This is a genomic window from Streptomyces sp. NBC_00091 (genome assembly GCF_026343185.1).
In the GTDB taxonomy this organism is placed as follows: Bacteria; Actinomycetota; Actinomycetes; order Streptomycetales; family Streptomycetaceae; genus Streptomyces.
The window spans coordinates 4,072,351-4,088,786 of the sequence record NZ_JAPEMA010000001.1 but is presented as its reverse complement, the minus strand read 5'-3'; the positions used below and the strand labels follow the sequence as shown (position 1 = coordinate 4,088,786).

At 73.4% G+C, this 16,436-nt stretch carries 16 protein-coding genes; 9 read left to right on the top strand and 7 right to left on the bottom strand.

Annotated features, from left to right (window positions below; genetic code table 11):
• Positions 1 to 2,469, bottom strand: coding sequence for a beta-glucosidase (locus tag OOK34_RS18805; protein WP_267035017.1), 2,469 nt, complete (start codon positions 2,467 to 2,469; stop codon positions 1 to 3).
• A gap of 143 nt (positions 2,470 to 2,612) precedes the next feature.
• Between OOK34_RS18805 and OOK34_RS18800 the strand changes: the two genes are divergently transcribed.
• Genes OOK34_RS18800 through OOK34_RS18790 form a run of 3 tightly spaced genes read left to right on the top strand, consistent with a single transcriptional unit; the run spans position 2,613 to position 5,136 of the window.
• Entirely contained in the window at positions 2,613 to 3,188 is a 576-nt protein-coding gene (locus OOK34_RS18800) for a TetR/AcrR family transcriptional regulator (protein WP_267035016.1), read from the top strand.
• Between the two features lie 54 nt (positions 3,189 to 3,242).
• Positions 3,243 to 4,409: a low temperature requirement protein A gene (locus OOK34_RS18795; protein ID WP_267035015.1), complete on the top strand. Its 1,167-nt coding sequence runs from the start codon at positions 3,243 to 3,245 to the stop codon at positions 4,407 to 4,409.
• 13 nt (positions 4,410 to 4,422) lie between these two features.
• A complete protein-coding gene (locus tag OOK34_RS18790) occupies positions 4,423 to 5,136 on the top strand; it encodes a carbon-nitrogen hydrolase family protein (RefSeq protein ID WP_267035014.1) in 714 nt (237 codons plus the stop codon).
• A gap of 36 nt (positions 5,137 to 5,172) precedes the next feature.
• Here OOK34_RS18790 and OOK34_RS18785 read toward each other — a convergent pair whose 3' ends face one another.
• Positions 5,173 to 5,511, bottom strand: a complete 339-nt coding sequence (locus OOK34_RS18785) for a helix-turn-helix domain-containing protein (RefSeq protein WP_267035013.1) — start codon at positions 5,509 to 5,511, stop codon at positions 5,173 to 5,175.
• Between the two features lie 98 nt (positions 5,512 to 5,609).
• On the opposite strand from OOK34_RS18785, the gene OOK34_RS18780 reads away from it, so the two are divergent.
• Positions 5,610 to 6,509, top strand: coding sequence for an NAD(P)-dependent oxidoreductase (locus tag OOK34_RS18780; protein ID WP_267035012.1), 900 nt, complete (start codon positions 5,610 to 5,612; stop codon positions 6,507 to 6,509).
• A 24-nt stretch (positions 6,510 to 6,533) separates the two neighbouring features.
• On the opposite strand, the gene OOK34_RS18775 is transcribed toward OOK34_RS18780, so the two are convergent.
• From OOK34_RS18775 to OOK34_RS18765, 3 genes are all read right to left on the bottom strand, one after another.
• Positions 6,534 to 7,577, bottom strand: a complete 1,044-nt coding sequence (locus tag OOK34_RS18775) for an EI24 domain-containing protein (RefSeq protein WP_267035011.1) — start codon at positions 7,575 to 7,577, stop codon at positions 6,534 to 6,536.
• 79 nt (positions 7,578 to 7,656) lie between these two features.
• On the bottom strand, positions 7,657 to 8,082 hold the full coding sequence (locus tag OOK34_RS18770; protein WP_267035010.1) for an organic hydroperoxide resistance protein: 426 nt from the start codon (positions 8,080 to 8,082) through the stop codon (positions 7,657 to 7,659).
• Positions 8,083 to 8,147: 65 nt separating this feature from the next.
• On the bottom strand, positions 8,148 to 9,170 hold the full coding sequence (locus OOK34_RS18765) for an NADP-dependent oxidoreductase (RefSeq protein ID WP_267035009.1): 1,023 nt from the start codon (positions 9,168 to 9,170) through the stop codon (positions 8,148 to 8,150).
• Between the two features lie 96 nt (positions 9,171 to 9,266).
• Between OOK34_RS18765 and OOK34_RS18760 the strand changes: the two genes are divergently transcribed.
• The gene (locus OOK34_RS18760) at positions 9,267 to 9,689 is read left to right on the top strand and encodes a MarR family winged helix-turn-helix transcriptional regulator (RefSeq protein ID WP_267035008.1); all 423 of its coding nucleotides are present in this window, start codon (positions 9,267 to 9,269) and stop codon (positions 9,687 to 9,689) included.
• 75 nt (positions 9,690 to 9,764) lie between these two features.
• On the opposite strand, the gene OOK34_RS18755 is transcribed toward OOK34_RS18760, so the two are convergent.
• Positions 9,765 to 10,460, bottom strand: coding sequence for a hypothetical protein (locus OOK34_RS18755; RefSeq protein WP_267035007.1), 696 nt, complete (start codon positions 10,458 to 10,460; stop codon positions 9,765 to 9,767).
• Between the two features lie 78 nt (positions 10,461 to 10,538).
• Between OOK34_RS18755 and OOK34_RS18750 the strand changes: the two genes are divergently transcribed.
• Positions 10,539 to 11,117, top strand: coding sequence for a hypothetical protein (locus OOK34_RS18750; protein WP_267035006.1), 579 nt, complete (start codon positions 10,539 to 10,541; stop codon positions 11,115 to 11,117).
• On the opposite strand, the gene OOK34_RS18745 is transcribed toward OOK34_RS18750, so the two are convergent.
• Positions 11,114 to 11,824 (bottom strand): triacylglycerol lipase, encoded by a 711-nt coding sequence (locus OOK34_RS18745; RefSeq protein ID WP_267035005.1) that lies wholly within the window; start codon positions 11,822 to 11,824, stop codon positions 11,114 to 11,116. The genes OOK34_RS18750 and OOK34_RS18745 overlap by 4 nt on opposite strands.
• Before the next feature lie 223 nt (positions 11,825 to 12,047).
• On the opposite strand from OOK34_RS18745, the gene OOK34_RS18740 reads away from it, so the two are divergent.
• The 3 genes from OOK34_RS18740 (at position 12,048) to OOK34_RS18730 (ending at position 15,947) form a co-directional block, all read left to right on the top strand.
• Positions 12,048 to 13,085 (top strand): rod shape-determining protein, encoded by a 1,038-nt coding sequence (locus OOK34_RS18740; RefSeq protein ID WP_267035004.1) that lies wholly within the window; start codon positions 12,048 to 12,050, stop codon positions 13,083 to 13,085.
• Positions 13,082 to 14,653 (top strand): GAF domain-containing protein, encoded by a 1,572-nt coding sequence (locus OOK34_RS18735; RefSeq protein ID WP_267035003.1) that lies wholly within the window; start codon positions 13,082 to 13,084, stop codon positions 14,651 to 14,653. Before OOK34_RS18740 ends, OOK34_RS18735 begins: the two co-directional genes overlap by 4 nt.
• A 628-nt stretch (positions 14,654 to 15,281) precedes the next feature.
• Positions 15,282 to 15,947, top strand: coding sequence for an HAD family hydrolase (locus OOK34_RS18730; RefSeq protein ID WP_267035002.1), 666 nt, complete (start codon positions 15,282 to 15,284; stop codon positions 15,945 to 15,947).
• The last annotated feature ends 489 nt before the right edge of the window (positions 15,948 to 16,436 follow it).

The window sequence follows — 16,436 nt, the reverse complement described above, 5'->3', positions numbered from 1 at the left end:
TCACAGGTCGAGGGTCGCCGTCAGCCGGGTGTCGGCGTGCGAGTGGCTCGCGCGGACCTCGTAGGTGCCGCCGATCCGGCGCCAGCCGCGCGCCTCCTCGTCCCAGATCTCGAAGGCCCGGGGGGGCAGCGCGATCTCCACCTCGACGCTCTCGCCGGGGCCGGCCTCGGCGCCCGCGAAACCGGCCAGCCAGCTCGCCGGGCGCTCGACGCCGTCCGCGAGGGGAGCCAGGTAGACCTGGACCACCTCGCGGCCCGGCCGGGTCCCGGTGTTGGTGAGGCGGACCCTGACGGACCCGGCGGTGGCCTCCAGGGACTCGTAGGCCCAGTCGGTGTAGCCGAGGCCGTGCCCGAAGGGGTAGGCGGGGGTCACGCCCCGGGCCTCGTACGCCCGGTAGCCGATGAACAGCCCCTCGCGGTACTCCAGCCGTCCCTCGGCGGGGACGACCTCGGTGACGGGCGCGTCGGCGAGCGCGGCGGGCCAGGTGGTGGGCAGCCGCCCGCCGGGCTCCGCCTCCCCGAGGAGTACGTCGGCCAGCGCGGCCCCGCCCTCCTGCCCGGGGAACCAGGTCAGCAGCACGGCGGCGACGTCCTCGCGCCAGGGCAGTTCCACCGGGGAGCCCGCGTTGACGACGACCACCGTGTCGGGGTTGGCGGCGGCGACGGCGCGCACCAGGTCGTCCTGGCGGCCGGGCAGGGTGAGGTCGCGCCGGTCGAAGCCCTCGGACTCCACCCGCTCGGTGGTGGCGACGACCACGACGGCGGTGTCGGCGGCCCGCGCGGCCGCCACCGCCTCGGCGATCAGCTCGTCGGCGTCGCGCCGCGGCCCGAGGTGGAGCAGGGAGAACACGACGGCCTTGAGCGGCAACGCGCTCATGTCGGGAACCCGGTAGGTCAGCGACACCCCGACCGGCTCGCCCTCGGTGAGGGTGATCCGGGCGCGCTCGCTGGGGGCCCCGAAGAAGGCCTCGAAGGGGTCGGCCTCGTCGCCCGTCTCCTGGACGCCCTCCCAGAGGGTGCGGCCGCCGACGGCGAGGGTGAAGGCGCCGAGTCCGCGGGTGCCGAAGGCGTGCTCGCCGCTCTCGCGCGGCAGGTACGTACCGGTGACCTCGATGGTGGCCATCGTCTCGTACGTGACCCCCGCGGGCAGGTCCTCGCCGATCCACTGGACCTGCCCGCCCGGCAGGCCGCCCTCGCCGATGACGGCCCCCGAGGCGTCCCGGCAGACGGCGCGCAGCTCGAAGCCCTGCCCGGCGGGGCCGAGTTCGTCGCTCGGGTCGGCGCCGACCGCGAAGGTCAGGGCCCCTTCGGGCAGCGCGGCGGTGAGCCCGTCGAGCGGGGACACCACCCGCTCGGGGAAGACGGTCGCGGACCCGCCGCCGAGGACGCGGGCGTCCCGGGCGGCGGCGCCGATCAGGGCGACGGTGCGGCCGGGCGCGGCGTCCAGCGGCAGGGCGCCGGCGTCGTTGCGTACGAGGACGAACCCCCGGGCGGCCAGCTCGCGGGCCAGGGCCTGCCCGTCGACCGGCGCGGGGGGCTCGGCGACCACGGCGGGGGCGCCTTCCAGGAGGCCCACGCGGGCGGCGAGCCGCAGCACGTTGCGCACGGCCCCGTCGACGGCGTGCTCGGGGACCTCCCCGGCGCGGACGGCCTCGGCGAGGGCGGGCCCGTAGACGGTCTGCGGGCCGGGCATGGCCACGTCGAGGCCGCCGAGGACGTCCCCGGTGGTGGAGCGGGCGGCCATCCAGTCGGAGACGTTGTAGCCGTCGAAGCCCCACTCGCCGCGCAGGACCTCGTTCACCAGGTACCGGTGTTCCGTCATGGTGGTGCCGTTGACGCGGTTGTAGGCGGTCATGACGCCCCAGGGGCGGGCGTTGGCGACGATGGCCTCGAAGGGCGCCAGGTAGACCTCGCGCAGCGGGCGCGGGGCGATGACGCTGTCGACGGTGAAGCGCTCGGTCTCGGCGTCGTTGCCGACGAAGTGCTTGACGGTGGTGGCGACCCCGCCGTCCTGGACGCCGCTGACGTAGCCGCTGCCGATGGCGCCGGTGAGGTACGGGTCCTCGGAGTAGCACTCGAAGTGGCGGCCGCCCAGCGGGGAGCGGTGCAGGTTGACGGTGGGGGCGAGGAGGACGTGGACGCCCTTGCGGCGGGCCTCCTGGGCGAGGAGGCGGCCCGCGCGGCGGGCGAGGGCGGGGTCCCAGGCGGCGGCGAGCGCGGTCGGGGAGGGCAGGGCGAGCGACGGGTCGTCGGCGGTCCAGCGCACGCCCCGGACGCCGACGGGCCCGTCGGACATGACCAGGGAGCCCAGCCCGATCCCGGGGACGGCGGGCAGGGACCACATGTCCTGGCCGGCCAGGAGGCGGGCCTTGGTGTCGAGGTCCAGCTTGCCGAGCGCCGCTTCCACGGCGTCTTCGCGGGCCCGGTCCTCGCGGGCCCGGTCCTCGCGGGCCTGATCGGCATCGGTCACAGCCGTGCCTCCTCTTCCGGTGGGGGGCGGATGGCCCCCATCGTGGACCCGTTACCTGGCAAGCGGTAGGTCTTGTAATCTTTTCGTGATTTCACCATGCCGTACGGTCCTGCTGGCAGGTGTGAGCGGAAGGGGTGCCGGCGATGGCCAGGGCGAAGAGCGAGGAACGGCGCGGCGAGATCGTCCGCGCGGCGGTCGAGGTGATCGCCGAGCGCGGCTACCGGGGCGCGTCCCTGGGCTCCGTCGCCGAACGCGTGGGCCTGACCCAGCAGGGGCTGCTGCACTACTTCCCGACCAAGGAGGCCCTGCTGGTCGCGGTCCTGGAGGAGCGCGACCGCTGGGACACCGGCGGGGGCTCGCGCGCCGCCGCCGACGCCTGGCGCCTGGACCTGCTGGAGTCGCTGGTGGAGTACAACGCCATGCGCCCCGGCATCGTGCAGACCTTCTCGGCGCTGCTCGGCGAGAGCGTCACCGACGGCCACCCGGCCCGCGCGTTCTTCACCGAGCGCTACGCGCAGGTACGCGCGGAGATGGCCACCCTGCTGCGCGCCGAGTTCGGCGAGCGCCTCCCCTCGGGCCTCACCCCGGAACAGGCCGCTCCGCTGCTGACGGCGGTGATGGACGGCCTCCAGTACCAGTGGCTGCTCGCCCCGGAATCGGTGGACATGCCCGCCGCGTTCCGCTCCTTCCTGACCCTGCTGCGGGGCCCCGGCGCATAACCGTGCGATCCGACCGGGCATCCTTTCCCCGAACTTCGAGTGGGGGGACACGAAATGGAGTCGCAGGAAGCGGAAAAGCCGGCCGAGGAGGCCGAGAAGGCCGAGAAGAAGGTCGCGTGGTCGGAGCTGTTCTTCGACCTGGTGCTGGTGTTCGCCGTCACGCAGGTCTCGGCCCTGCTGCACCACGACCACGGATGGGCCGGCACCGGCCGCGCCCTGATCGTCTTCGTGCCCGTCTACTGGGTGTGGGTGGGCAACACCGTCCACGCCAACACCCATGACGCGGACCGGCCGCTGAACCGGATCGCCCTCTTCGCGGCCGGACTGTGCGGCCTGCTGATGGCCCTGGCCCTGCCCGAGGCCTACGGCGACCGCGGGCCGCTCCTCGCCGGAGCCTACTTCTGCGCCCGCCTGGTGCTCGCCGCGCTCGCCCACGGCCGCAGCCGGCGCCTGAGGCCCACCCCGGTGACCCTGTCGGTGCTGATCAGCGGACCGCTGCTGCTGGCCGGCGCCTTCCTCGACGGGAACGCCCGCGTCGGGCTGTGGGCCCTGGCCGCCGCCGTGGACCTGGCCGCGCCCCGGCTGACGCGCTCCAGCATGGTCCGGCTGAACCTCGACTCCGGCCATCTCGCCGAGCGGTTCGGCCTGTTCGTGATGATCGCGCTCGGCGAGTCGATCGTGGCCGTCGGCGCCCCGGTGGCCACCGCCCCCGACCTGGACGCCGGCTCCCTGACGGCCGTCGCCGTGGCCTTCACCCTGGTCTGCAGCATGTGGTGGGTCTACTTCCACCTGGCCGCCGGAGCCGTCCGGCACGGGCTGGAGACGGCGGCCGTACGGGCGGACGTGGCCCGGCAGGTCCTCTCGTACGGGCACCTCTCGCTGATCGCCTCGATCATCGCGGTGGCCGTCGGCATGGCCGAGGCCGTCGCCCACCCGGGCGCCCGGCTGCCGCTCGCCGTCGCCGCCCTCCTCTACGGGGGCTGCGCCCTCTTCCTCGCCACCTTCGGCTACACCCGCTGGCACCTCTTCCGCTCCTGGTCGGTGACCCGGCTGGTGGCCGCCGCGGCCGTCCTGGCCCTGCTGCCGGCGGCCGCGCTGCTGCCCTCCCTCGGGGCGCTCGCGCTGCTGACCGCCGTGGTGACCGGCCTCAACCTGGTGGAACTGGGCCTGGTGCGCCGCCGCGGCGGACTCCCCGGCGGCCGGAGCCCGCAGGAGGACTGACACCCTGGACCCTATGAAGATCGCCGCCGCGCAGCTCACCTGCGTCCCCGCCGACGTCACCGCCAACGCCGCCCACGCCGCCGCCCTCGCCGCCCGGGCGCGCGGACAGGGCGCGGAGCTGGTGGTCTTCCCGGAGTTCACGCTCACCGGGTACGAGCTGGAGTCCCTCGCCGAGGACCCCGGCCTGTGGCTGGACGGCCCCGAGGACCCCCGCCTGGACGGGCTGCGCTCCGCCGGGATCGCGACCGCTGTCAACGTCGCCCTGCGCACCGACGGGCCGCTGCCCACCATCGCGACCCTGGTGTACGACGCGGAGGGCGCGCACGTGACGGCGTACGCCAAACAGCACCTCTTCCAGCACGAACAGGGCGCCTTCGCCCCGGGCACGGCCGACGGGCGCTTCGCACTCGGCGGCATCCGCTTCTCGCTGGGGGTGTGCTTCGACAACCACTTCCCGGACCTGGCCGGCCGGGCCGCGGCCGACGGCTGCACCGTGCACCTGGCCAGCTCCCTGTACGGCACGGGCGGCGGCCGCGCCGAGCGGGCGAGCGTCTACCCCGGGATCGCGAAGGAGCACGGCCTGTACGTGGTCCTCGCCAACCACGTCGGCCCGGCGGGCCCCTGGACGGGCTGCGGCGGCGCGGCCGCATGGGCCCCGGACGGCACCCTCCTGGCCGAGGCCGACGACCACACCCCGGACGTGGTCACGGTCGACATCCCCGCCTGACGCCCGGCCCCGCCTGGGCCCCGGCTCGGCCCCGGCTCAGGCGGAATCCGGGAGGAGGTGCTTGGCGCCCCACTCCCCCAGGGCCTCCAGGGCCCCGTTCAGCTCCTCGCCGAGCGGGGTCAGGGAGTACTCCACGCGCGGCGGGACCTCGTCGTACACCTCGCGGTGGACTATGCCGTCCGTCTCCAGCTCGCGCAGCTGCGCGGCGAGGACCTTCTCCGAGACCCCGGGGACCAGCCGGCGCAGCTCGCCGAAGCGGCGGCGCGGACCTTGCTCCAGCTCCCACAGGAGCGAGACCTTCCACTTGCCGTCGATCACCGACATCGCCGCCGCGATCCCGCAGTGGTCCGCCCCGGGCCTCCGTGTCAGCGCCATCACACCCACCCCTCCCACCTGCTCGCTCACCCCGGGGTAACCACCCACCCCAAAGTGCGTACTTGAGCACTTCATCGCCCGCCACCAGGCTAAACGGCATGACTGACACACACGTGACGAAGCGTCCGCTCGCCCTGCTCGGCCTCGGCGACATGGGCACCGCCCTCGCCCGCACCTGGCTCGCCGCCGGGCACCCCCTGACCGTCTGGAACCGCACCGCCGCCAAGGCCGAGGCCCTGGCCCCCGAGGGCGCGGCCGTCGCGGCGAGCGCCGCCGAGGCCGTGGCCGCGAACACCCTGGTCGTGCTCTGCCTGCTGGACGACGCCAGCATCGGCTCCGCCCTGGACGGCGTCGACCTGACCGGCAAGGACCTGGTCAACCTCACCACCGGCACCCCCGCCGAGGGCCGGGCGCGGGCCGCCTGGGCGCAGGAGCGCGGGGCCCGGTTCGTGGACGCCGGGATCATGGGCACCCCGTCGATGATCGGCGCCCCGGAGGCCGGGGGCTACGTCTTCTACAGCGGCTCCCGCGCCCTCTTCGACACCCACCGGGAGGTGCTGGAGGTCCCGGCCGCAGCCCGCTTCGTCGGCGAGGACCCCGGCCACGCGGCCCTGCACGACGTGGCGCTGCTGAGCGCGATGTACGGGCTGTTCGGGGGGATCTCGCACGCCTACGCACTGATCGAGGGCGAGGACATCGCCCCGAAGGACCTGGCGCCGCTGCTGTCGGAGTGGCTGGGCGCGATGGGCTTCTTCACCGGGAACGCCGCCGAGCGGCTGACCTCGCGGGACTTCACCAGCGGGGTGGAGTCCAACCTGGCCATGCAGGTCGCGGCCAGCGGCACCCTGGTGCGCACCGCCGCCGACCAGGGGGTCAGCACCGAGCTGATCGGCCCGTACCTGGACCTGATGCGGGAGCGGCTGGAGGCCGACCCGGCGGCCCACGCGGGCGAGGACACCGTCGGGGCGCTCACCCTGCTGCGGCGCGCCGGGCGCTGAGGGGCCGCCGTCCTGGCCGCCGCCCTAGGAGTACGAGGCCGGGTACCCCTGGCCGTAGGCCTGGCCGGGAGCCGGCGGGTAGGCCTGGCCGGGAGCGTAGGGATGCCCCTGGCCGGGGGCCGGAGCGTAGGGCTGGGCCGGGGCGTAGGGCTGGCCCGGGGCGTGGCCCTGGCCGTAAGGCTGCTGCCCGGCGCCGTAGGGCTGCCCGGGGGCGCCGTACGGCTGGCCCTGGCCCGGAGCGTGGCCCTGGCCGTAGGGGTTGCCCTGGCCGTAGGGGTGGCTGTCGGAGTCGGCCTCCTCGGTCTCCCCCTCCGCCCCGTCCTCGGCGGAATCCGCCCCCACCAGGTCCCGCGCCAGCAGGGTCGCCCCCGCCACCGCGCCCGGCATCAGGAAGACCGCGACCAGCGGGATCAGGAACACCAGCACCAGCGGCACCCCGAAGCCCAGCGCCTGCGCCCGCCGCCCGCGCAGCAGGACCAGCTGCTCGGCCAGGTCCACCCGGCGCCGCTGGAGGGCGACGGAGGTGAGCTCCTGGGTGAGGAAGAAGCCGGAGACGCAGAACCCGATCACCGGGACCACGGTCTGCCCGATCACCGGGATGAACCCGAGGGCGAACAGCAGGATCCCGTACAGCAGCACCCGTACCAGCAGCCGGACGCTGTCCCGGGCGGAGATCCAGAGGTCCTCCCAGAAGGAGCGCCCCGACTCGGGCACGTCGCCGCCCTCGGTCCGGTCGACCTGCTCCGAGAGGGACTCGTAGAAGGGCTGCCCGACCAGCAGGGTCACGGCGGTGAAGGTGATCACCGAGAGGAAGAGCCCCAGGGAGATCACCACGACGGTCAGGAAGCCGCGGAAGATCCCGAGCCAGGGCGAGGACCAGTCCGAGGCGAAGGGCGTGGCCCAGTCGACGAAGTCGTCGACGCCGTAGAGGAGCCCGGCCAGCGCGGCGGCGTACAGCGCCAGCGAGACCAGGCCCGGCAGCAGGCCGAAGCCCAGCCAGCGGCCGTTCCGGAACACCCATCTCTGTCCGGCCAGCAAGTACCGGAAGCCCCCCGCAAGATCACGCATGGGGCCAGTTTATGGGGCCGGGACGCGGCGAAGGCCGCACCCCCCTGGGGATGCGGCCTTCGCACGGTGTGCGGCGCGGTCAGGCGACGTTCAGCTCGACCGTGATGTTGCCGCGGGTCGCCTTGGAGTACGGGCAGATCTGGTCGGCCTTCTCGACCAGGTCCTTGGCGGTGGCGGCGTCCACGGTCGGGATCGAGGCCGTGAGCTTGACGATGATGCCGAAGCCCTCGTCGTTCTTGCCGATGCCGACCTCGGCGGTCACGGTGGAGCCGGTGACGTCGACGTTCTCGTTGCGGGCCGCGACGCTGAGGGCGCCCTGGAAGCAGGCGCTGTACCCGGCGGCGAACAGCTGCTCCGGGTTGGTGCCGGCGCCGCTGCCGCCGAGCTCCTTCGGCGGGTTCACGACGACGTCGAGCTGGCCGTCGTTGGTGGCGACGCGGCCGTCACGGCCGTTCTCGGCGGTGGCGACGGCCGTGTACGCGACGTCGGTCTGCGTGATGGACATGAAGAAGATCCTCCAGATGAATCGCCGCGATGCGCGCCCACGATCGCGACGGTCGTGGGAGGAGCCTAACCGGTGAAGGAAACGATCATCTTTCCGGTGTTCTCTCCGCGCAGCATGCCGAGGAAGGCTTCGGTGGCGTTCTCGACGCCCTCGACGACCGTCTCGTCGTAGCGGAGCTCGCCGGAGGCCAGCCAGCCGGCCACGTCCTTGACGAACTGCTGCTGCATTCCGTAGTGGTCGCCGACGAGGACGCCCTGGAGGCGCAGCCGCTTGCCGATGACCATCATGAGGTTGCGGGGGCCGGGGGCGGCCTCGGTGTCGTTGTACCCGGCGATCGCACCGCAGAGGGTGGCGCGGCCGTGGGTGTTCAGGGTGGCGAGGGCGGCCTCCAGGTGGTCGCCGCCGACGTTGTCGAAGTAGACGTCGATGCCGTTGGGGGCGGCTGCCTTCAGCTGCTCGGCGACGGGGGCGTTCTTGTAGTTGAAGGCGGCGTCGAAGCCGTACTTCTCCGTGAGCAGCGTCACCTTCTCGTCGGAGCCGGCGGAGCCGATCACGCGGGAGGCGCCCTTGATCCGGGCGAACTGGCCGACGAGGCTGCCGACGGCGCCGGCCGCGCCGGAGACGAAGAGGGCGTCGCCCTCCTTGAAGGAGGCGACCTCGAAGAGGCCCGCGTAGGCGGTCAGGCCCGGCATGCCGAGGACGCCGAGGTAGGCGGAGAGCGGGGCGAGGGAGGCGTCCACCTTGGTGGCGTACTGCGCGTCGAAGTCCGCGTACTCGCGCCAGCCCAGGTGGTGCAGGACGTGGTCGCCCACCTCGAAGCCCTCGGCGGCGGAGGCGACGACCTCGCCGACCGCGCCGCCCTGCATCGGCTCGTCGAGCTGGAAGGGCGGGATGTAGGACTTGCCCTCGTTCATCCGGCCGCGCATGTAGGGGTCCACGGACATGTGGAGGTTGCGCACCAGGATCCGGCCGGGGGCGGGCTCGGCGGAGACGGGCACCTCGCGCAGGGCGAAGTCCTCGGCCACGGGCCAGCCCTGCGGGCGGCGGACGAGGTGCCACTCGCGGCTGACGGCGGGGATCTGAGACATGAGGGACTCCTGGGGGAACGAAGAATTACTTCAGAACGTGAAACAACCATGCGCCTGGATATTTCATGTTGTCAAGTAAACGGTTACTCTGGATCCATGCCCAGTCGTCGCGCAGACCCAGTGACCGTCGAGGTCGTCGAGCTCATCGGCGATGTCGTGGCCCGCTACCACATGGAGTACGAGGAGGCGGCCGGCCGCCACCAGCTCACCGGCGCCCAGGCCAAGGTGCTGAACCTGCTCTCGCTGGAGCCGCTGCCCATGCGGCGCATCGCGCAGAAGCTGCGCTGCGAGCCCTCGAACGTGACCGGCATCATCGACCGGCTGGAGACCCGCGGCCTGGTCGAGCGCCGCCCGGACCCGGCCGACCGCCGGGTGAAGCTGGCCGCCCCGACCGAGGAGGGCGTCGAGACCGCGGAGCGGCTGCGCGAGTCGCTGGACTTCGCGCGGGAGCCCCTGGCCGGGCTCTCGGCGGAGGAGCGCACGGCACTGCGGGACCTGCTCAGGCGGATGCTGGCCTGAAGGGCCGGCCCGGCGGCCCGATCGGGCTCGCCGGGCTTATCAGACCCGCCGGGCCCATCAGGCCCATCAGGCTCGTCAGCAGAAGATCCAGAACACGCAGGTCTCGGTCGGCGTGGGAGAGGGCGCGGGCTTCGGCTTTCCGGGCTTCGCCGGGCCGGAGGTGCCCGGCGCGGGCTTCGCCGATGTCGTGGGCTTTACGGATGCCCCGCTGGCGGAACCTTTCTGCGAGGGCGTCGCCGCCGAGGCGGAGGCGCTCCCGCTCGCTCCCGGCTGCGCCGAGCCACTCGGGCTGCCGCTGGGCCGGGCCGTCTTCGCCCCGCCCCCGGCGCCCTTCGCGGACGGCAGGGCCGAGGGCTCGGCGGGCGCGCCCTCCAAGCTGGGCAGCGGCTGCGGCTGCTCCGGGCCGGAGTCCGTCAGCACCACCTTGTCCGCCCGGTCGGCACCCTCGTCGTCGCCGACGATCCGGGCCACGGCGATCGAGCCCCCGGTCGCGAGCACCAGCCCGAGCCCGAGCGCCAGGACGCCCCGGCCGCTCCAGCCGCGCCGGCGGCGGGCGGCCGCGCGCTTGCGGGTGCCCGCGCGGCCCTCGTGGGGGCCGGACAGCACGACGAGGGAATCGGCGAACACCTCGGCCAGCGCGGGCTGCGGCTCGGGCGCGGGCGCCGCCGCGGCCGCCGGCCCGGCAGGGGCCAGGTACTCGGCCGGGGTCCCGCAGCCGGCGCAGGCGAGCGCTCCGTTGAGATGCCTCTGACAGGCGGGGCAGTAGTTCATGGCGCCCGCAGGCTATGCGGTCTCCGGCAACATAAGCATTCCGGGAACGTAAGGATCCTGTGTGGAATCGTTACGTCCATGACAGCGACGCCGACTCCGCACCGCCCGGGAGCCTTCGGGCCGGCCGCCTTCCAGCTGGTGCTGCTGCGCAGGATGGCGGACTTCCAGCCGGACCTCGCCGAGCAGGCCCGGCTGCGCCTGGGCGCCACGCTCGCCGAGCAGCGGGAGGCCAACCGGCGCTGGCAGGCGATGGTGCGCTCCCCCCGCTCCCGCGGGGCCCTGGCCCGCTACCGGTCGGTGCTCGGCCCGCCGGAGTCGGCTCAGCGGCGCAGCATCGGGGACCTGGAGTGCGAGGCCCTGCTGTGGCCGGTGCCGCTCTGGCCGGAGCTGCGGTTCGAGGTGCTGGCCGCGCCGGACGGGGCCGTGTGGAACGAGTGGCTGGTCCGGGCCCCGGGCGCGCGGGGACCCGTACTGGAGACGGCCGGGGACCTGCGGCCCTGGTCGGCGACGGTGGACGAGGTGGCGCGGGCCTTCGCGCCGGCGCGGCCGATGGAAGGCACCGCGCCGACGCGCTGGCGGCTGGCGTTCACCGCGTCGGGGCAGCCGCTGGTGGCGGAGTTCACGTACGGGCTGCTCCAGCGGGTACGGCCGGCCTAGGAGCGGAGGAAGGCGCGCACTCCGGCCGAGGTGGCGTCGTCGCCGAGCAGGTCGTTGTGCTTCAGGCAGCCGACCGGCGTGTTGAGGGCCCCGGCGAGCGGGACGCTGCTGTCAGGGTTGACCACCTCGTCGCACTCCGACCAGAAGGTCGCGTACTTCACCGCGCCCGGGGTCTCGTCGCCCGCGGCCAGGTTCTCCGCCACGTACGAGCCCGGGGTCATGTCCCGGCACGCCTGGTCCCACAGGGCGCAGGCCCAGGCGGTGGAGGTGCCGTGGTTGGGGCCCGCCAGCGAGATCCAGTGGTCGACGGTCCCGGCGCCGCCGCCGTACTTGACGTACCAGCGGCCGACGAGCGAGCCGAAGGAGTGCCCCACGAGGTCCACGCGGGCGGCGCCGGTCTGCCGGCGGACCTCGTCGACGTAGGCGGCGAGCCGGCCGGAGAGCACCTCGTTGACGGACTGGTGGGTGTCGTAGCCCCAGGAGAAGAGCTCGGAGTCCGCGTACCCGTCGGCCCTCAGGTCCTCGCGCAGGGCTCCCCAGACGCCCGGGTCGGCGTTGTAACCGTGCACGAAGACCACCGGATTGCGCGCGGCCGCCGGCGCGGGGGCTGCTGCCGGGGCCGGGGCGGCAGCTTGGGCCGGGACGGGCGCCAGGAGGGCGAGGCAGAGGGTCAGGAACGCCAGCAGTCTCTGGCGGGGCGTCAGCATCGGGTCCCCTTTACCTTGTTACGCGCGAGTAGCGCGGGTGGTGCGCGCATGCTGCTGCCTGTCGGTACAGAAATCCACCCCCGTGCAGCACTTCTCACCCGTACGACACGCCCCGCCCGGAGCATTCCAACGGGCCATATGTCCTATTTATCCGAGAGGATGTGAAATGCGATCGGCAGCCTGCCGGTCTCATCCTGCGTCAGCGCTCTCGGGAGGATCTGCCGTGACCGTCAGTCTTGAGCAGTTGCGCCGCTGCCACGTCGCCGTCGACCTGGGAGCCGCGAGGACCCGCGTCTACGTCAAGGGCGCCGGACTGGTCGTCGACGAGCCCAGCGTCGCCGCCGTCAACACCCGCACCGGCGCGCTCATCGCCGTCGGCACCTTCGCCGAACGGATGACCGGCCGCACACCCGACTACATCCGCGTCGTGCGCCCCGTCTCCGGCGGCACCGTCGTCGACATCGAGATGGCCCAGCGCATGCTGCGCCACCTGCTCGGCGAGAAGCTGCGCCGCGCCCTGCGCCGCAAGCCCCGGCTGCGCGCGGCCGCCTGCACCCCGCACGACGCCGATCCGCTCGCCCAGCGGGCCGCCGTGGAGACCATGGTCGGGCTCGGCGCCCGGCGCGTCGAGCTGGTCGACACCCTGATCGCGGCGGCCGTCGGCTGCGGCCTGCCCGTGGAGCAGCCGACCGCGACGATGATCATGGTGTGCGGGGCGGCCGCCACCCAGGTGGCCGTCCTCTCCCTCGGCTCGATCGTCACCGCCGAGCGGATCCCCGTCGGCGGCGAGGCCATCGACCACGCGGTGGTCCAGCACCTGCGGCACGCGCACGAGCTGATGCTGCCGAGCCAGGCCGTACGCCCCCTCCAGCTGGCCCTCCACGGCAACGGCATCACCGCCGAAGGCCCGGCCTCCACCCTGATCCACGGCCGCGACGTGGCCACCGGACTCGCCCGTTCCGTCCACGTGGACACCGCGGCCGTACGGGACGCCATCCACACCCCGCTGACGGCCGTCCTCGACGGCATCGGCAAGGTCCTGCGCGACTGCCCGCCCGACCTGGTCGCGGACCTGACGGACCGGGGGATCATGATGGTGGGAGGCAGCGCCCTGCTGCCGGGCCTGGACCAGATGCTGCGCGACTCCACCGGAATGCCCGTCGCCATCGCGGAACGGCCCGACGTGTGCGCCGTCCTGGGTCTCGGCGCGATGCTCGAAGGGAAGATCGCCCCCATGGTCCTCAACCCGCTGGCCGAATGACGCCGGACCGGCCCGCCCCCCACCCGGCCGGCGGGCCGTCGAGCCTTCCCGTACTGCTGGAGGCGGTCCTCAGCGTCGGCTCCGAACTGGAGCTGCACACCACCCTCCAGCACGTCGTGGACTCCGCCACCGAGCTGTGCGGGGCCCGGTACGGAGCGCTCGGGGTCGTCGACCCCGAGCGCCTCCGGCTGACCCGGCTGTTCACCTCCGGCATGACCGAGGCCGAACGGGCCGCGATCCCCCGGCTGCCGGACGGCCGCGCCGGCCTGCTCGGCGCGCTGATCGGCGACCCCCGGCCGCTGCTGCTGGACGACCTGACGAAGGACCCCCGCTCGGCCGGCTTCCCGCCCGGCCACCCGCCCATGCGCAGCTTCCTGGGCGTGCCGATCCGGGTGCACACCGAGGTCTTCGGCAACCTCTACCTCACCGAGAAGCAGGGCGGCGGGCCCTTCACGGACGAGGACCTCGCGCTGATGCGCGTCCTGGCCTCGCAGGCCGGCATAGCGATCGGCAACGCCCGCCTGTACGAGACCGCGCGCCGCCGGGAGCGCTGGATCGAGGGCGCGGCCGCCGTGACCACCGCCCTGCTGGCGGGGCGTCCGGCGGCGGACGCCCTGATGTGCGTGGCCGAACGGGCCCGGCTGCTCGCGGACGCGGCGGCGGGCGTGGTGCTCCAGCCCACCCCGGAGGGCGGCATGGAGATCGTGGCCGCCTCCACCCACGGGGACCCCGGCGACCTGGTCGGCACCGCCATCGCCCCCGGCTCGCCGGTGCTGGAGCAACTCCTCGGCGGGGAACCCGTCTTCATAGAAGACTCCGCGACCGATCCCCGGATGACCACGCACGTGCGGGAGCGGTTCGGGCCGAGCATGATGCTGCCGCTGCAGAGCGGCGGCCAGCTGATCGGCACCCTCGCCCTGCCGCGGGCCCGGGGCGGGCCGCCGTACGACGCGGTGGACCGGCTGCTGGCCTCGCAGTTCGCCTCGCAGGCGGCGCTGGCGCTGGTCCTGGCCGACGCGCAGCACGACCGGGAACAGCTGGCCGTCTACGAGGACCGCGACCGCATCGCCCGCGACCTGCACGATCTCGTCGTACAACGGCTGTTCGCGACGGAGATGATGCTGGAGAGCACGAGGCGGCGCTCCTCGAACGCCCCGGCCGGGGACACGGTCGGCGACGAGCTGGGCCGGGCCGTGGACGAGCTGGACTCCACCATCCAGGAGGTCCGCACGGCCATCTTCGCCCTCCAGCAGCCGCCGACCGACGCCCCGACGACCTTCCGGGGGCGGGTGCTCCGCGAGACGGGCGGAGCGGCGGTGCTGTTCGGCTTCCAGCCGTCGGTGCACTTCGCGGGCGCGGTGGACGCGCTGCTCCCGGACGCGGTCACGGCGGCACTACTGGCAACCCTACGAAGCGCCCTGGCCGCCGCCCACCGCCGCAGCGGGGTCACCGCGATCGAGGTCGAGGTCGACGCCACCCCCTCCCGCGTCCGCCTCACCATCTCCGACGACGGCCGCACGGATGCGGGCACCGGGGGAACGACGGTGACGTGGGAGTCGGCGCTGTAGGGGGTTGCTTTCGCCCCCTCGAGGGGGCGGGGCTGGGCGGTGGGGCGGCTTCCCCTGGGCGGCCTCAGGGAGGGTATGGGGGTTTCCCGTCAGTCTCATCGTCCTTCCGCGTCGGGCCGGCCTGTCAAGGGCGCTCCTTCGTCGCGTCGCTTCGCGATGGCCTTCGGCCACCCTTGACAGACCGTCCCGCCCCGAAAAAACGAAGACTGCCGGGAAACCCCCAAAAGAACGGCACGGTCCAAGGCCAGAGGAGCGGCCCCGTCAGCGATGAGCCGAGGGGCCGGGCCTTGCCACGCCGGGCATCCGGGCCCGTTCAAGGAGAGCCCAGCGCCAGGGGCCCGGGCGCGACAGATCGCTACGCGCTCCTCATGTCTCGGCGTCCGACGACCGCCTTGGGCTGATACCCGCACCAGATGGTGACCAGGGTGAGGCGGGCAGCGCGGAGGCGCATCAGATCGCTACGCGCTCCTCATACCTCGGCGTCCAACGACCGCCTTGGGCTGATATCCGCACCGGCATGACGACCAGAAGGGCCTCCGGATACCGGTAGGCAGTTCGGAGCTGCGTGAAGTCGGCAATCCGCAGTTCTGCCAGTCGAGTTCACGGACCCCCTGGCTAGGCTCCCCGTATGACGATTCGCGCTGTGGTTTTCGATGTCGGCGAGTGCCTGGTGGACGAAACGCGGGAGTACGGCACATGGGCCGACTGGCTGGGTGTGCCGCGTCATACCTTCGCCGCGATGTTCGGGGCCGTCATCACACAGGGCCGTGACTACCGCGATACCTTCCAGGCCTTCCAGCCCGGCTTCGACCTGTACGAGCAGCGCGAGGCCCGGGCCGCCGCCGGGCAGCCCGAGCACTTCGACGAGGAAGACCTGTACGCGGATGTGCGTCCCGCGCTCGCGCGACTGCGCGCCGAAGGGCTGTGGCTGGGCGTCGCCGGCAATCAGACGGTCCGCGCCGGCAAGATCCTCCACGAGCTCTTCGCCACGGACGTCGATCTGATCGGCACCTCGGACGACTGGGGGGCGAGCAAGCCCGATCCCGAGTTCTTCGTCCGCGTCGCCAAGGCTGTTCCGTTCGCGCCGGACGAGATCCTCTACGTCGGCGACCGCGTCGACAACGACCTGCGGCCCGCCGTGGCCGCAGGCATGTGCAGTGCGCTGATCCGGCGCGGCCCCTGGGCCACCGTCCAGTGGGACACGGAGGAGGCCAAGTCGCTGCCGACCTTCAGGATCGACAGCCTCATCGACCTCCCCCGCCACATCACCGAATTCAACGCGTCAACGCGCTGAGACTGCGTCGCGCGGATTCGCGAGACCGTTTGAGAGGTCTGGATGCGCCAGTCCGTCCGGATCAGAATCGAAGCCGAGCGGGTCCTGCTCAACGTCCGCCCGGACAGCAAAGCGGCCCTGACCGCGTACCGGGCATGGGGCTACCGCAAGGCGGCCGCCGCACACCCGTGGCCCGGTGCACCCCCGCACGACGTAATGCGGCTCGCGAACGGGCCGCAGACGCTTCCTCGAGGGACCATGTAGCGATCGTGGGCGGCTCAGACCAGCCCCAGACGCCCGCCGGACGCCGAGACCACAGGAGCGCGTAGCGATCTGATGCGCCCAGACGCTCCCCACACCACCCTCATCACCATTTGGTGCGGGTATCAGCCCAAGGCGGTCGTCGGACGCCGAGACATGAGGAGCGCGTCGCGATCTGTCGCGCCCGGGCCCCCGGCCCTGGGGCAGGGATGTGCATGCCCGGATGCCCGGCGTGCCGAGGCCCGGCCC

Bases quoted from the DNA above. Each gene is read 5' to 3' on its own strand.
- OOK34_RS18750 (WP_267035006.1), top strand. From the start codon at position 10,539: ATGACAGCGACGCCGACTCCGCACCGCCCGGGAGCCTTCGGGCCGGCC.
- OOK34_RS18780 (WP_267035012.1), top strand. From the start codon at position 5,610: ATGACTGACACACACGTGACGAAGCGTCCGCTCGCCCTGCTCGGCCTC.
- OOK34_RS18745 (WP_267035005.1), bottom strand. From the start codon at position 11,824: ATGCTGACGCCCCGCCAGAGACTGCTGGCGTTCCTGACCCTCTGCCTC.
- OOK34_RS18755 (WP_267035007.1), bottom strand. From the start codon at position 10,460: ATGAACTACTGCCCCGCCTGTCAGAGGCATCTCAACGGAGCGCTCGCC.
- OOK34_RS18730 (WP_267035002.1), top strand. From the start codon at position 15,282: ATGACGATTCGCGCTGTGGTTTTCGATGTCGGCGAGTGCCTGGTGGAC.
- OOK34_RS18795 (WP_267035015.1), top strand. From the start codon at position 3,243: ATGGAGTCGCAGGAAGCGGAAAAGCCGGCCGAGGAGGCCGAGAAGGCC.
- OOK34_RS18790 (WP_267035014.1), top strand. From the start codon at position 4,423: ATGAAGATCGCCGCCGCGCAGCTCACCTGCGTCCCCGCCGACGTCACC.
- OOK34_RS18785 (WP_267035013.1), bottom strand. From the start codon at position 5,511: ATGGCGCTGACACGGAGGCCCGGGGCGGACCACTGCGGGATCGCGGCG.
- OOK34_RS18735 (WP_267035003.1), top strand. From the start codon at position 13,082: ATGACGCCGGACCGGCCCGCCCCCCACCCGGCCGGCGGGCCGTCGAGC.
- OOK34_RS18765 (WP_267035009.1), bottom strand. From the start codon at position 9,170: ATGTCTCAGATCCCCGCCGTCAGCCGCGAGTGGCACCTCGTCCGCCGC.
- OOK34_RS18800 (WP_267035016.1), top strand. From the start codon at position 2,613: ATGGCCAGGGCGAAGAGCGAGGAACGGCGCGGCGAGATCGTCCGCGCG.
- OOK34_RS18770 (WP_267035010.1), bottom strand. From the start codon at position 8,082: ATGTCCATCACGCAGACCGACGTCGCGTACACGGCCGTCGCCACCGCC.
- OOK34_RS18760 (WP_267035008.1), top strand. From the start codon at position 9,267: ATGCCCAGTCGTCGCGCAGACCCAGTGACCGTCGAGGTCGTCGAGCTC.
- OOK34_RS18775 (WP_267035011.1), bottom strand. From the start codon at position 7,577: ATGCGTGATCTTGCGGGGGGCTTCCGGTACTTGCTGGCCGGACAGAGA.